General features: G+C 42.8%; 9 protein-coding genes and 12 tRNA genes. 2 read left to right on the forward strand and 19 right to left on the reverse strand.

Annotated elements, in window-relative coordinates; all coding sequences use genetic code 11:
* Positions 1-42: 42 nt before the first annotated feature.
* From ilvA to JZO85_RS22175, 7 genes are all read right to left on the reverse strand, one after another.
* Positions 43-1,299 carry a threonine ammonia-lyase IlvA gene (gene ilvA / locus JZO85_RS22145; RefSeq protein ID WP_207110698.1) on the reverse strand — a complete coding sequence of 419 codons (1,257 nt, stop codon included), beginning with the start codon at positions 1,297-1,299 and terminating at the stop codon, positions 43-45.
* Positions 1,300-1,312: 13 nt separating this feature from the next.
* Positions 1,313-2,308 (reverse strand): ketol-acid reductoisomerase, encoded by a 996-nt coding sequence (ilvC, locus tag JZO85_RS22150; RefSeq protein ID WP_207110699.1) that lies wholly within the window; start codon positions 2,306-2,308, stop codon positions 1,313-1,315.
* A 60-nt stretch (positions 2,309-2,368) separates the two neighbouring features.
* Positions 2,369-2,845 (reverse strand): acetolactate synthase small subunit, encoded by a 477-nt coding sequence (gene ilvN / locus JZO85_RS22155; protein ID WP_207110700.1) that lies wholly within the window; start codon positions 2,843-2,845, stop codon positions 2,369-2,371.
* Positions 2,846-4,552 (reverse strand): biosynthetic-type acetolactate synthase large subunit, encoded by a 1,707-nt coding sequence (gene ilvB, locus JZO85_RS22160; protein ID WP_207110701.1) that lies wholly within the window; start codon positions 4,550-4,552, stop codon positions 2,846-2,848.
* An 11-nt stretch (positions 4,553-4,563) separates the two neighbouring features.
* Positions 4,564-6,246, reverse strand: coding sequence for a dihydroxy-acid dehydratase (gene ilvD, locus JZO85_RS22165; protein WP_207110702.1), 1,683 nt, complete (start codon positions 6,244-6,246; stop codon positions 4,564-4,566).
* Between the two features lie 560 nt (positions 6,247-6,806).
* Positions 6,807-8,612 (reverse strand): ABC transporter ATP-binding protein, encoded by a 1,806-nt coding sequence (locus tag JZO85_RS22170; protein ID WP_207110703.1) that lies wholly within the window; start codon positions 8,610-8,612, stop codon positions 6,807-6,809.
* Positions 8,593-10,335, reverse strand: coding sequence for an ABC transporter ATP-binding protein (locus JZO85_RS22175; protein WP_207110704.1), 1,743 nt, complete (start codon positions 10,333-10,335; stop codon positions 8,593-8,595). Before JZO85_RS22175 ends, JZO85_RS22170 begins: the two co-directional genes overlap by 20 nt.
* 75 nt (positions 10,336-10,410) lie before the next feature.
* On the opposite strand from JZO85_RS22175, the gene JZO85_RS22180 reads away from it, so the two are divergent.
* Together JZO85_RS22180 and JZO85_RS22185 are read left to right on the forward strand one after the other, a co-directional pair.
* Complete coding sequence (locus tag JZO85_RS22180) at positions 10,411-11,283, forward strand: MerR family DNA-binding transcriptional regulator (protein ID WP_207110705.1); 873 nt, start codon at positions 10,411-10,413, stop codon at positions 11,281-11,283.
* 448 nt (positions 11,284-11,731) lie between these two features.
* Positions 11,732-12,898, forward strand: a complete 1,167-nt coding sequence (locus JZO85_RS22185) for an RtcB family protein (protein ID WP_207110706.1) — start codon at positions 11,732-11,734, stop codon at positions 12,896-12,898.
* A gap of 98 nt (positions 12,899-12,996) precedes the next feature.
* On the opposite strand, the gene JZO85_RS22190 is transcribed toward JZO85_RS22185, so the two are convergent.
* From JZO85_RS22190 to JZO85_RS22245, 12 genes are all read right to left on the reverse strand, one after another.
* Positions 12,997-13,069, reverse strand: a tRNA-His gene (locus tag JZO85_RS22190).
* A gap of 58 nt (positions 13,070-13,127) precedes the next feature.
* Positions 13,128-13,211 (reverse strand) — tRNA-Leu (locus tag JZO85_RS22195).
* 24 nt (positions 13,212-13,235) lie between these two features.
* Positions 13,236-13,306, reverse strand: a tRNA-Cys gene (locus tag JZO85_RS22200).
* Positions 13,307-13,373: 67 nt separating this feature from the next.
* Positions 13,374-13,445: transfer RNA gene (locus JZO85_RS22205), tRNA-Gln, on the reverse strand.
* A 10-nt stretch (positions 13,446-13,455) separates the two neighbouring features.
* Positions 13,456-13,528 (reverse strand) — tRNA-His (locus JZO85_RS22210).
* Between the two features lie 13 nt (positions 13,529-13,541).
* A tRNA-Trp gene (locus tag JZO85_RS22215) sits at positions 13,542-13,612 on the reverse strand.
* Positions 13,613-13,620: 8 nt separating this feature from the next.
* Positions 13,621-13,701, reverse strand: a tRNA-Tyr gene (locus JZO85_RS22220).
* Position 13,702: 1 nt separating this feature from the next.
* Positions 13,703-13,778 (reverse strand) — tRNA-Phe (locus JZO85_RS22225).
* Between the two features lie 34 nt (positions 13,779-13,812).
* Positions 13,813-13,888: transfer RNA gene (locus tag JZO85_RS22230), tRNA-Asp, on the reverse strand.
* A gap of 3 nt (positions 13,889-13,891) precedes the next feature.
* A tRNA-Val gene (locus tag JZO85_RS22235) sits at positions 13,892-13,964 on the reverse strand.
* Between the two features lie 15 nt (positions 13,965-13,979).
* Positions 13,980-14,051, reverse strand: a tRNA-Glu gene (locus JZO85_RS22240).
* Positions 14,052-14,066: 15 nt separating this feature from the next.
* Positions 14,067-14,155 (reverse strand) — tRNA-Ser (locus tag JZO85_RS22245).
* Positions 14,156-14,219 lie beyond the last annotated feature (64 nt).

Here is a 14,219-nt window from a genome sequence, read left to right on the forward strand (position 1 = left end):
CTGCAGAAGTTAAAGTCGCCAACTTCTTGCAGGTCCTGCTTTTTAAACTAATAAATTGTACAGCGTTTTGTTTTGACTCAACTCAATATACGTTGAATCAAACGTCTTCAAGCGTTTCAATAATTCTGGTAAAGTTTCAGGTTTTTTCAACAGTACACCAATCACTACGGGTCCGGTTCCGCGATTGCTCTTCTTAGTATATTCAAAGCGAGTAATGTCATCACCTTCACCTAGTACCTCTGATACAAATTCTTTCAGAGCTCCTGGCCGTTGAGGAAAGTTTACTACAAAATAGTGCTTCAAGCCTTCATAAATCAATGAACGCTCTTCAATCTCTGCCATTCGATTAATATCATTATTTCCACCACTGATGATACAAATGACGGTTTTCCCTTTGATCTTTTCTTTCATTAAATCTAGGGCAGCAACACTCAATGCACCAGCAGGTTCAACTACGATTGCTTGTTTACCGTATAAATCCAAAATTGTTGAGCAAATCAAGCCTTCGTCTACTGACATCAATTCATCGACATACTTTTTACTATGAGAGTAGGTGATTTCCCCCACACGTTGGACGGCTGCCCCATCAACGAATTTATCGATCTCGGCTAATTTGATCGGCTGTTCCTCCTCAAAGGCCGCTTGCATCGAAGCTGCTCCTTTGGGTTCGACACCAATCACTTTAGTGGTTGGTGAGGTATTTTTAACGTAGGAGGATACTCCGCTGATCAAGCCGCCTCCGCCGATTGCTGAAATGACATAATCAGGTTTGTAGCCTTCACTTTCTGCATCAGTCATCATTTCCAATGCCAATGTTCCTTGTCCAGCGATGATATTTTTATCGTTGAAAGGATCAATGAAGCTCATGCCGTTTTCTTCACAGTATTTCCTTGCGGCAGCAGCAGAAGCATCAAAGGTATCGCCGACCAAATGAATATCTGCAAATTCACCACCGAAGAATTTTACTTGAGAAACTTTTTGCTGCGGTGTAGTCGTCGGCATGAAGATCGCTGCCTTTGCTTTTAATTCATGGCAAGTATAAGCAACTCCCTGTGCATGATTTCCTGCACTCGCACAAACCACACCCTTTTTCAATTCTGCTTCTGAGAGCTTCTTGATGGCATAGTAGGCTCCGCGTAATTTAAATGAACGCACCTTCTGCAGGTCTTCTCTTTTTAGTAAAATGGTCGCCTGATACTTTTCAGATAAATAGCGATCATATTGCAACGGTGTATGATTTACAGAATTTTTCAGTAACTGATATGCACTGCGAACCTCGGTATCCTTGATCAATTCCATCGCAGCACCCCCACTAATCTTTACGACTTACAAATGGCATCATTTTTCTTAATTCGCCACCCACTTCTTCAATTTGATGTCCCGCACTTTCAGCGCGCATCTTCTTGAATTCAGGGAAGCCATTTTTGTTATCATCAATGAACCCTTTAGCAAACTTGCCGTTTTGAATATCAGTTAAAACTTCTTTCATACCGGCTTTCGCTGTTTCAGTGATTACGCGAGGACCAGAAACATAGTCGCCGTATTCAGCTGTATTAGAGATCGAGTTACGCATTTTCGCGAAACCACCCTCATAAATCAAGTCAACGATTAATTTCATTTCATGACAAACCTCAAAATAAGCTAATTCGGGTTGGTAACCCGCTTCAACTAATGTTTCAAAGCCTGCCTCGATCATACTAGTCAAGCCGCCGCAAAGTACCGCTTGTTCACCGAATAAATCTGTTTCTGTTTCCTCTTTAAAGGTTGTTTCCAAGACACCTACTCGTGTAGCACCAATTCCTTTAGCGTAAGACAACGCTAAATCCTGAGCAGTTCCTGTTGCGTCTTGATAAACGGCAAATAAAGCAGGTACCGCGAAGCCCTCAGTAAAGGTACGGCGAACTAAATGACCGGGACCCTTAGGAGCAACTAAAAATACGTCTACATTTTTCGGCGGGTTGATTACGTCAAAATGGATATTGAAGCCATGTGCGAACACTAATGCATCGCCGTCTTTTAAGTTTGGTGCAATTTCATTCTCATAGAGAGCACCTTGGATTTCATCTGGAGCTAAAATCATGACTACTTCAGCTTTCTTAGTTGCTTCGTCTACCGGCAACACATCAAAGCCGTCTTCGCGAGCAGCCTCAGCGGATTTTCCTTCTCGGATACCGATCACAACTTGGTGTCCTGTATCTCTAAGATTTTGTGCATGAGCGTGCCCTTGTGACCCATAGCCCACCACTGCAATTGTTTTTCCTTCTAAAGCATCCTTCGCTACTGCATCATCATAATAAACTTTAACCATAATTTTTCCTCCAATTTTTTAAACTATATTAATAGCAAAACCCAAAAATAGATTTCGCGTTTAACCTCTGCTAAATCCGGTCACGCCTGTTCGTGCTAATTGTTTGATCCCATAAGGACGAAGCACATCGATACAAGCATTAACCTTTTCTGTTGATCCGGCAACCTGAACCACGATCGTTTTTAGTCCTACATCTACTACATCTGCACGAAACGGATCGATCATCGCTTGAATCTCTGAGCGGATCGCCGCTGGTGCACTTACTTTAACAAGTGCCAGTTCTCTTTCCAAATGAGGCTCATCGGTCACATCGGAAACCTTCACCACGTCGATTTGTTTATTTAACTGCTTGGTGACTTGTTCAACGTCAGCCAAAGTTTCTGCTTGAATAATGATCGTCATCCGTGATTCGCCGTCTCTTTCGGTACGGCCGACTGAAACGCTGTCCATATTTACTTGCCGCCGGTTCAGGACACTCGTAATCCGACTGAGTACCCCCGCCTGATCATGGACCATCGCTGTAATCATCCGTCTCATTTAATCCACCCCCAACATCTGATCATTCGGCATTCCAGCCGGAATCATTGGTAGTACATGTTCTTTGTTGCAGATCATGACTTCTATCAGCATTGGACCTGGCTCAGCAAAAGCCTCCTGCAATTCTTTTTCCAAACTCCCAGCAGCAGAGATTTTCTTACTGCCGATTCCATAAGCTTCGGCCATTTTCATAAAGTCTGGCTGTTCATGGAAAACCGATTGAGACCGTCGTTCATTGAAAAATTTCTCCTGCCATTGGCGAACCATTCCTAGCGATTGATTGTTCAGCAAAACAAACTTGATATCCAAATTGTGTTGATTCAAAATCGCCAATTCTTGATTGGTCATTTGGAATCCGCCATCTCCAACGAATACAACAACTGATTCATCTCTTTTGCCGAACTTCACGCCGACTCCAGCGGGTATTCCATATCCCATTGTTCCTAGACCACCGCTGGTAATCAGCTGCTTAGGAAATTGGAATGGGTAGTATTGTGCTACCCACATTTGATGCTGACCAACATCTGTTACGACATAGGACTGCCCTTTCGTGATTCGCCCTACAATCTCTATCACTTCTTGCGGCTTGATGATCTCTTCATGGCGCTCATACTTCAATGGGTATTTCTGCTTACGTTCATCACAAAGTCCACGCCATTCTTCACAATTCGGAGCATCGATCTCAATCGACAGCATTTGCTGCAAAGCAATCTTGGCATCACCAACGATTGGCACATCCGTTTTAATAATTTTACCAATTTCAACTGGATCAACATCAATATGCGCAACTTTGGCATGCGGGGCGAAGGCTTCAGGAGAACAAGCCAAACGGTCGTCAAAGCGACTACCGATATTGATCAATAGATCGGCCTCCATCATCGCCATGTTTGCGGCATAGGTACCATGCATCCCACCCATTCCCAAAAAGTTCGGGTCTTCATGCGACAGTAACCCTAAGCCTAATAATGTACTGACGGTCGGCAGTTGATATTTGTTAACAAATTGACGCAATTCCTCTGCCCCATTCGCCGCTACAACTCCGCCGCCTACTAAAAGAAGCGGCTTTTTCGCTTTTTTCAATAAGCCCATCAAACGTTCGACCTGTAATACCGATGGTGTCGTTGTAGGCTGATAGCTTTCCAAATGAACAGGCTCATCGATTTTAGGATTGGCTTTCAACGTTGTGATATCTTTTGGCAGATCGATTAGGACTGGTCCTTTTCTGCCTGTTGTTGCAATATGAAATGCTTCATTAACGATACGTGGAAGCTCTTCTATATCCCGCACCTGATAATTATTTTTAGTGATCGGTACGGTGATACCTAACATATCCGCCTCTTGAAAAGCATCCTTACCAATTCCTGGAGTCGTTACCTGACCTGTGATTACGACTAATGGAACAGAATCGATCATTGCATCCGCAATACCAGTCACGACATTGGTTGCCCCAGGTCCGCTAGTTACAATCACGACTCCCGGCTTACCGGTTGCTTTCGCGTAGCCCTCCGCCGCATGAACGGCTCCTTGCTCATGGCGTGTGAGAATATTCGGAATAGATTCATCATACAGTGAGTCATATAATGGTAAGACGGAACCTCCGGGATACCCAAAGATCAATTCAACTCCTTGATTTTCCAAACACTTGATTAACAAATCTGCGCCACTGTATAGATGTTCAGTCGCCATTTTTTGCTTCATCTCTTCCATCCCCATGCCTCCTATTCTTCAGGTAATTTCATGACACCGCCGGTATGTGCCGACGTGACCATTGCTGAGTAACGTGCCAACCAGCCTTTTTTCACTTTTGGCTGGAACTTCGCTAAGTTTTCTTGTCGTTTTGCTAATTCTTCTGCTGACACATCGACATTCAATGCCCGATTCGTCAAATCGATCGTGATTTCATCACCATCTTTGACTAATGCGATAGGCCCTCCAGCTGCTGCTTCTGGTGAAATGTGGCCAACAGCGATTCCCCGGGTAGCTCCAGAAAAGCGTCCATCAGTTATCAACGCCACATCTTTTCCTAAGCCGCGACCCACAATACTGGAAGTTGGTGCCAACATCTCCGGCATACCGGGACCTCCCTTTGGTCCCTCATAGCGAATCACAACGACATGTCCCTTTGTAACCGTATGATTGTCAATTGCCTCTACTGCCTCATCATGAGAAGCAAAACAAATCGCCTTTCCTTTAAAGACCTTGATACTCGGATCAACACCGCCGACCTTGATTACACTGCCTTCAGGTGCAATGTTTCCATAAAGAATCGAAAGTCCGCCAACAGGACTGTAAGGAGCGCTTTTCGGATGAATCACTTCTTCGTTCATGATTTTGGCTGAAGCTACACTGTCACGTAAAGATTCGCCGGTAACAGTGATACGATCTGAATGAATCGCTCCATCAATGGAAACCAATTCATTGATAATTGCCGGTACACCGCCTGCTTCATGAACATCGTGCATGGAGTAACTAGAAGAAGGAGCAATTTTAGAGAGATACGGTACTCTTTTGGCGATCTCATTGATATCTGACTGATCGTACTCAATCTCCGCTTCATTGGCGATCGCTAAGGTGTGAAGAACAGTATTAGTAGAGCCACCCATTGCCATGTCTAAAGCAAATGCATCATCAATAGCTTCTTTTGTGACGATATCACGCGGCTTGATCTGTTTTTTCACTAGCTCCATCAGCTTCTTGGCTGATTCACGAACCAACTCGCGTCGCTCATCGGAAACCGCTAAGATCGTCCCATTGCCAGGTAATGCCAAACCTAAGATTTCCAATAAACAATTCATAGAGTTGGCCGTAAACATTCCTGCGCATGAACCGCAGGTTGGACAAGCATTTTGTTCCATAAATAGAAAGTCTTCTTTTGTCATCTGTCCTTCTTTAAAAGCACCGACCGCTTCAAACATTGAAGAAAGAGTCGTTTGATGACCACGCGGATCGATCCCAGCTTTCATCGGTCCGCCTGAACAGAAGATCGATGGGACGTTGGTCCTCACAGCAGCCATGATCATTCCCGGTGTAATTTTGTCACAGTTGGGAATGTAAAACACGCCGTCAAACCAGTGAGCATTAATAACTGTTTCTGCTGCATCGGCGATCAATTCACGACTTGGCAACGAATAGCGCATCCCGATGTGCCCCATCGCGATCCCATCATCTACACCAATCGTGTTGAACTCAAATGGGATACCGCCAGCTTCGCGAATCGCTTCCTTTGCCACATCTGCGAGTTCTCGTAGGTGGACGTGCCCTGGTACAATATCGATATAAGAATTACAAATAGCAATAAATGGCTTCTCCATATCCTGGATATTTTTTACTTGGCCAGTCGCATATAGTAAGCTTCTAGCTGGTGCTGCATCAATTCCTTTTTTAATCTGATCACTTCTCATAGTCACATCTCCCTACCTTCAAAAAAAGAGCATCCCATCAATAATGGGATGCTCTTGCAAGAATCCCATTTCTAACGCAAATAGGACTCAAACTAACGGTTGTTTCTTTCCCGCGTTCTAAGTCCTGGACTCAATAATTAATAAGACGATGCCATCAAAATTATTGTATTTACTCTTGCGCATAAAAATCGGCTCCTCATTTTTCTAATAATATCTTAATCATTTTTTTATACTATACAGTTCATAAGATTAAAAGTCAATGAATTTTCAGAATATTTTCTAATTTAGTATTTTTTTGGTTTCTCTACCGGAATAACCAAAGTTAGACAAGTCCATAATACTAATCCGTACCCGCTCAACAATCACAAACTTTTGATTAATCATTGCAAAAGAAGAAAGTTAATAAACAGAAAGTTTTTTTGAAAAAAACTTAACAAAATGAAAGTAAACGATCCTATTTCCTATCAATGACGATAGTATATGATCGTTTGACTTTCTCTTTAGTTTTTGAAACTTCATTCAATACAAAGTTAGCATTTGCGGATTTTTTTGATCTAGTCTTATCCAGCAAACTGGCTATTATACAGCGTTGCATAAAAGTCGCCTTTTTTCATTAGGCTCCGATGACTTCCCTGCTCGATAATCGAACCGTCTTTCATTACCAGAATCAAATCAGCGTTTTTGATCGTCGATAGACGGTGTGCAATCACGAAGCTAGTCCGCTCGGCTGTCAGCTGATCCATTGCCTGCTGGATCAGCCCTTCTGTTCTCGTATCCACACTAGAAGTTGCCTCATCTAAGATTAATAATTGCGGATTCGCTAAGATTGCTCTCGCTATTGTCAACAGCTGTTGCTGTCCTTGGGATATTTGACTGCCATCTGAAGAGATGATTGTGTCATAGCCATCAGGCAGCGTGCGGATAAAATGATGGCATTGAGCATCTTTAGCGGCTTGGATAATTTCCTTTCTGCTTGCTTCAGGTCGTCCATAAGCAATATTATCCGCCACCGTTCCTTCAAACAGCCAGGTATCCTGTAAAACTATCCCAAATTTTTGTCGTATCGCTGCACGTGAAAAGTGACTGATGTTCTTTCCGTCAACCTCGATTTGACCACCTGTCATTTCATAAAAACGCATCAGTAAGTTAATCATCGTTGTCTTACCGGCGCCGGTTGGTCCGACGATGGCTACCATTTGTTTCGGCTTCACTTTAAAATTAACATCCTCCATCAAGAGACGATCCGGTGTATAGCCGAAAGCTACGTGTTTAAAGACTACTTCCCCACGAAGATCTTCTGGAACTGCAACATTCAATATCTCTTCTGTTTCCTCTTCAAGATCCAAAATCTCGAAGATTCGTTCTAGTGCCGCAAAAGCACTTTGCAAACTATTGATAACGTATGAAACCTGAGTTATTGGTTCAGAAACCTGGTTTACATATTGCAGGTAAGCTTGAACTAAGCCAATCGACAGTTGACCATTAATCACCATAATCCCGCCAACAACTGCGCTAGTAACAAACCCTAGCTGATTGATCAATCGGATTAAAGGATTGATAGCAAAGCTGACAAATTGCGCTTTTTTAAAGGCTTGAAACTGCGCTTCATTCAATTTATCCAGCTCATCCGCTGTTTCTTTTTGTCGGTTATAGGCCTTGATCAAAAGATTTCCCGAATAGTTTTCCTCTGCCTTTGTGCCTACAGCTCCCAAAGCCTCCTGGTTCTCAGAGAAATACTCCTGATTTTTATGTGCCAAACGATTCGTTAAAAGAAGACTGATTAATAGAATGACTACGATTCCCAGCGTTAACAATGGACTCAAATAGACCATCAGCCCCAGACCGATGACGATCGACAGAATCGCCGAAATCATTTGCATCAATCCGACTTGCAGAACTTCTGAGACTTTGTCTAAATCCAACGTGGTTCTAGTCAAAATGTCACCGGTTTTATAGTGATCAAACTCCCTCATCGGCAAATGATTCAGCTTCTCGGTCACCGTCTTTCTTAGACGCAAAGTCAACGTTTCAGCGACACTCGCCATTGTGTACTCCTGCAACAGCGAAAACAGCGAAATACCGCTCCATGCTAGAAAAAGCAGAAATACCGGACGCAGCAAAGCTGAAAATAAGTTTTCTAGCGCTACTTGACCTGTTTGGATCAATCGAATAATCTCATCCAGCCCCCATCCCAAAATTAGAGGTGTAAATGCCATCAAAGTGGCAAAACACACGGCTGAGGCAATAATGATGACAAAGCGCCCTTTCTGCTCTAACAGCAACTTGAATAACCGAATCCCGGTCTTTTTAAACTCTTTTGGCGTTTCTGTATCTATCTTTTTTCCATCAGCTTGCTTGATGCTCATGCTTTTTCCCCTCCATTCCTTGAGATTTAGCAAATTCTTGGTACACACTGCAGGTTTGAAGCAATTCTTCATGTGTTCCTTTACCGACTATCTTACCTTCTTCTAAGACAATAATCTGATCCGCATCCTTGATTGTCGAAAGTCGTTGGGCAACGATCACAATCGCTGCATCTGAAAGATTACTCTTCAATGCTTTACGCAGCTTAGCATCTGTTTGATAGTCCAAAGCTGAAAAACTATCGTCAAAAAAATATAGCTCTGCCGGTTTGATCAATGCTCGAGCAATACTCAAACGCTGTTTCTGACCACCAGAAAAATTATTGCCTTTTTGTGCAACAAACGCATTGTATTGACCAGCTAGATGAGCAATGAATTCTTCGGCTTGAGCTGCTTTTGCCGCCTGTTTCATCTCCTCCTCTGTCGCCTGAGGGTTACCAAAAAGGAAGTTTTCCTTCACAGTTCCGCTAAATAGGAAGGCTTTCTGTGGAACATAACTAATTCGCTCTCTCAAGGCTTCCTGAGTAACAGTTTGAATGGGTTCGCCCAAGAAACGAATCTCTCCCTTAGTCGTGTCTCTTAGACGTAACAATGCTTTAGCAATTGTACTTTTTCCGGAGCCGGTACCGCCGACGATTGCGGTCACACCTTTAGAAATTTCAAAAGTGATATCCGATAAAACGGCTTCTTCAGCACCACTGTAAGCAAAATCAACGTGATCAAAAACCGCGATCGGTCTGTCTTCTCTCCACTCAAAGGAGGATTTTGCTCCATCAACAATTTCTTCTTGCTTATTCAATACTTCGCCAATTCGTTCCAATGAGGCCCACGCCTTGGGAATCATTACAATTACCATTGCAGCCATTGTCAAAAACCACAAGCTCAAAACAGTGTACTCACTGATTGCCGTCAGACTGCCAATCGGAACAGCTCCTTGAGCCACAATGACACCTCCAAAAGCTAGGACGGCAGTCATTCCTATGCCCATCACCAGATTAACAGTCGGATTCAACACAGCGAACAGCTTATTTACTCGAATCATAACCTCTGAATAATCGGTAAATGTGGCATCTGTTCGTTTCTTTTCAAAACTTGTCTTATTAAATGCACGAATAACTCGAACACCTGTATAAAACTCTCTCAGGATTTGCATCATTTTATCCATCCGCTGCTGCATCACATCTGCCAACGGAATAGCTTTTTTGATTACTAAAAGTGATACGACCGAAAATAGTGTGATCGACGCAATCGGAATCCATACAAACTGCCACGAAATCGTTCCAGTTAAAACAATGGATGCCAAACAGATCAATGGTGCTGGAATGATCATTTGAAAAACCATCATCATAATCTGCTGGATATTCATAATATCACTAGTCGTCCGAGCAAGTAATGTGGCCGTTCCAAACTCATCCATATCAGCCATTGATAAGCGCTGTGTTTTATCAACCAGTTGTTTCCGTAAAAAATACCCAAAACGACCAGCTAAAATCGCTGAATAATAGCTTGCAATAATCGAAACAACACCCGTTAGCACAGTTATTCCCAGCATGAAAATGCCGTTTTGCCAAATCGCCCCTTGATCTTGAGTGACAATTCCTTCATCAATAATTTCAGCAACATAGTAAGGAATCATCAATGTTCCAACAGCTTGCACAATCATTAAGATGAAGGTGCCTAAGAACATCCGTTGATATTCTTTGAAAAAGATTTTGAATAGTTTCATCTTTTTTACCTCCTCTTCCTATGGTAGGATAAACTGTAACGCAACGTTACAGTCAAGCAAGGAGTGAACTTTTTTATGAAGAAGTATCTGACAATCAGTGAGATGGCGAAATACGCCGGTGTCAGTCGGCGAACATTGATCTATTATGATCAAATCGATCTATTTAAACCAGCAAAAATTGGTGAAAACGGCTATCGTTATTATGGGATTGATCAATATTTTGAGTTAGATGTCATTTTGCTGCTGAAAAATCTTGATGTTTCCTTGGAAGATATCCATTTATTCTTGAAAAATCGAAATGTGGATTATGTACTAGAAGGTTTTATGCGGCAAAAGCAAAAGGTTGACGAGCAGATAAAGAAGCTGAATGTTATCCGTGGCTCTTTGGATAATTATATTGAACGTTATACGACGTTGAAGAATTTCGATTTGGAATCGATCACCCTCTCCTTTCGTGAATCCGAGTCCTTTGTGATTTCCGAGACGATAGAAAACTTTGACGACATTGATTCAGTGCAAATCTACGGTCGCTTCTATTCCTCGGTAGACAGCAGCGATCTGTTTAGCGGCTATCCAATCGGTTTCTTAGTAGATGGTTCTGCCTTCTACCAAGAAAACTTTCACGCAGCTCCTTACCGTGCCTTAGTAAAAATTCCAGAAGACCGACTACACCTTTATGATAAACAGCGTGTTGTCAAACGGCCAGCAGGCACTTATGTCTCCGGCTTCATGAAAGATGAGATTCATCATATCAATACCTTTAACAACCGCTTCAGAAATTACCTGAAGAAAAATAACTTGGAATTGAATGGTGATATTTGGGAATTGCTGTGGCAGGATGAAACGACTTCTGAGTATCCAGAAGATCAGGTATTTGAGGTACTGATACCAGTCAAACAGAGTCAGCTGAATAACCTTGACAGTCCATCAATAGAGATGATAGGATGATAAAGAGTTTAAAGAAGGGAGAGAGTACGATGATTAAGACTAAAAAACTAAACCTAATACAATTGATTGATCTGCAGCATTCGTTTTATTTGATCAGAAAGTCTTCTTCTGCTGGCTCTCTAGATTCTTAAATAAAGCCTATTTGTTAAACTGTCAATCATATGATTGACAGTTTTTATTTTGTGAGCAATGCTTTTCACAGTTTATTAAGTTCAAGCTGTGAACAAGATGCTTTATCTAATTTAACAGCAGCCCGTGCGAATCGACGCATAAATGTTCTCCCTTCTGCGGAGACAGCTGCCAATCATTTTTCTAAAGCGATCAATGACACTAAATTTATACAAACAAATTCCTGGAGGTGTTTCCTATGAGTGGAAAGAAAATGAAACTAGAGACAGATACAAATTAATACGAGGAATTCGACGATTCCTCACAGAGAGGAATAGAAATGTTAACAATAAAAGGAAAATATAATACAGCAACTGTTTACGCAGACAATTTAACGGAGAGTACAGTCGGTCAAATCACGACGCTGTGCAATCAATCATTTGCAAAAAACGCAAAAATTCGGATCATGCCGGACACTCACAGCGGATCAAGCTGTGTTATCGGCACGACCATGACGGTAAACAATCAAGTAGTCCCTAACCTTGTCGGCGTGGACATAGGTTGTGGAGTATATGTGGCTAAGGTTAAAAAAGGTGTTAAACTAAACTTTGATAAACTGGACCGGATCATTCGCAATCGGATTCCAAGTGGGCACCATTCTCACAATAAACCGCAGTACACTTTCCCTTTGGAGAATGTTCAAGCTCCAATCCACCGAGGCCGAGCATTACGGAGTATAGGGACATTAGGCGGTGGCAACCATTTTATCGAAGTCAATGAAGGTAGTGATGGTTTTTATCTAGTCATTCACAGCGGTAGCCGCGTCTTAGGAAAAGAAATCGCAGAGTATCATCAGGAAATCGCCTATCAGAAACTGTCGCAGCAGCGGAAAGATATAAAGCTCCTAGCAAAAAGTACAAAAGATCCAGATGAAAAGGAACGTTTGCTTCAACAACGAGAACTATTAAAAATCCCTTATGAGCTGTCCTATGTTTCAGAACAAGATTTGGATAACTACTTATCAGACATGAGAATCGCTCAACAATACGCCGCCTTTAATCGCCAAAATATGGCCTTAACGATCTTAAAAGCAATGAAATGGGAAAAATCGGTGATCGAAAGCTTTGACAGTCCGCATAATTATATCGATTTGAAGCATATGATTTTACGCAAAGGGGCAGCTTCTGCTAGAAGAAACGAGAAGATGATCGTTCCTTTAAATATGAAGGACGGTTCGATTATTGGTATCGGAAAAGGCAATGAGAAATGGAATTACTCTGGGCCACACGGAGCAGGTCGAATGATGAGTCGTTCGCAAGCCAGAGCATCAATCAGTTTAGATAATTATCAGCATATGATGCGACACGTCTGGACAACCTCCGTCTCAAAAAAGACACTGGATGAAGCGCCTAAAGCATATAAATCAAAAAAACAACTAATGAGGTATTTGCCTGAGACGATGGAAGTGAAAGAAATCATTCGTCCATTGTACAACTTCAAAAGTTAATCCATACGATTTCTCTATCGGCAGAAGATCAGAAATGATTTTCTGCCGATAGTTTTGTATAAAAAAAAGACCCAGCATTTTTTGCTGAGTCTAATTAGGGCGAACGATGGGAATCGAACCCACGAGTGCCGGAGCCACAATCCGGTGCGTTAACCACTTCGCCACGATCGCCATGGTGCTATTTAAATTCAAACAAAAAACTAAGATGAAATAACATCTTAGCTCTTTATACCGGCGGCCGGGGTCGAACCGGCACGCCCGTGAGGGCACTGGATTTTGAGTCCAGCGCGTCTGCCAATTCCGCCACGCCGGCATGTCAATAAATATTCTAGTACTAAGGCGGTAACCGGATTTGAACCGGTGATGAAGGTTTTGCAGACCTCTGCCTTACCACTTGGCTATACCGCCATTATACTATTGTTTTTTTCTTAGAACAAGTATTTTTCAAGAAAGTTTCTTGATACTTTTCTAAAAACTGGGGTAGCTGGATTCGAACCAACGCATGAGGGAGTCAAAGTCCCTTGCCTTACCGCTTGGCTATACCCCAAAAATACAAGGGCGAACGATGGGAATCGAACCCACGAGTGCCGGAGCCACAATCCGGTGCGTTAACCACTTCGCCACGATCGCCATAATAAAAGAACAGGGGCAGCAGGAATTGAACCCACACTAACGGTTTTGGAGACCGCTGTTCTACCTTTAAACTATGCCCCTGAAACAAATGGAGGAGAGTGGATTCGAACCACTGAACCCTAAGGAACGGATTTACAGTCCGTCGCGTTTAGCCACTTCGCTACTCCTCCATGGTGGCGCGGGACAGAATCGAACTGCCGACACACGGAGCTTCAATCCGTTGCTCTACCAACTGAGCTACCGCGCCATATATAATAGTTTAAAGTAATCAATTAAATAAATGGCGGTCCCGACGGGATTTGAACCCGCGATCTCCTGCGTGACAGGCAGGCATGTTAACCCCTACACCACGGAACCGAATGGAGGTTAACGGGATCGAACCGCTGACCCTCTGCTTGTAAGGCAGATGCTCTCCCAGCTGAGCTAAACCTCCATAAATTAATTGAAATGACCCGTACGGGACTCGAACCCGTGTTACCGCCGTGAAAGGGCGGTGTCTTAACCGCTTGACCAACGGGCCAGTAAAATGTTGCTACGGAGAGTAAGGGATTCGAACCCTTGAGACAGGAATACCCGCCTACATGATTTCCAATCATGCTCCTTCGGCCACTCGGACAACTCTCCAAGATAGGAGCACAAAGGCCCAATACTCTATTTGTTCTCTTTCGAGAAACTCCGGCAGTAGGAC

It is taken from the genome of Candidatus Enterococcus murrayae (genome assembly GCF_017315985.1).
In the GTDB taxonomy this organism is placed as follows: Bacteria; Bacillota; Bacilli; order Lactobacillales; family Enterococcaceae; genus Enterococcus_A; species Enterococcus_A murrayae.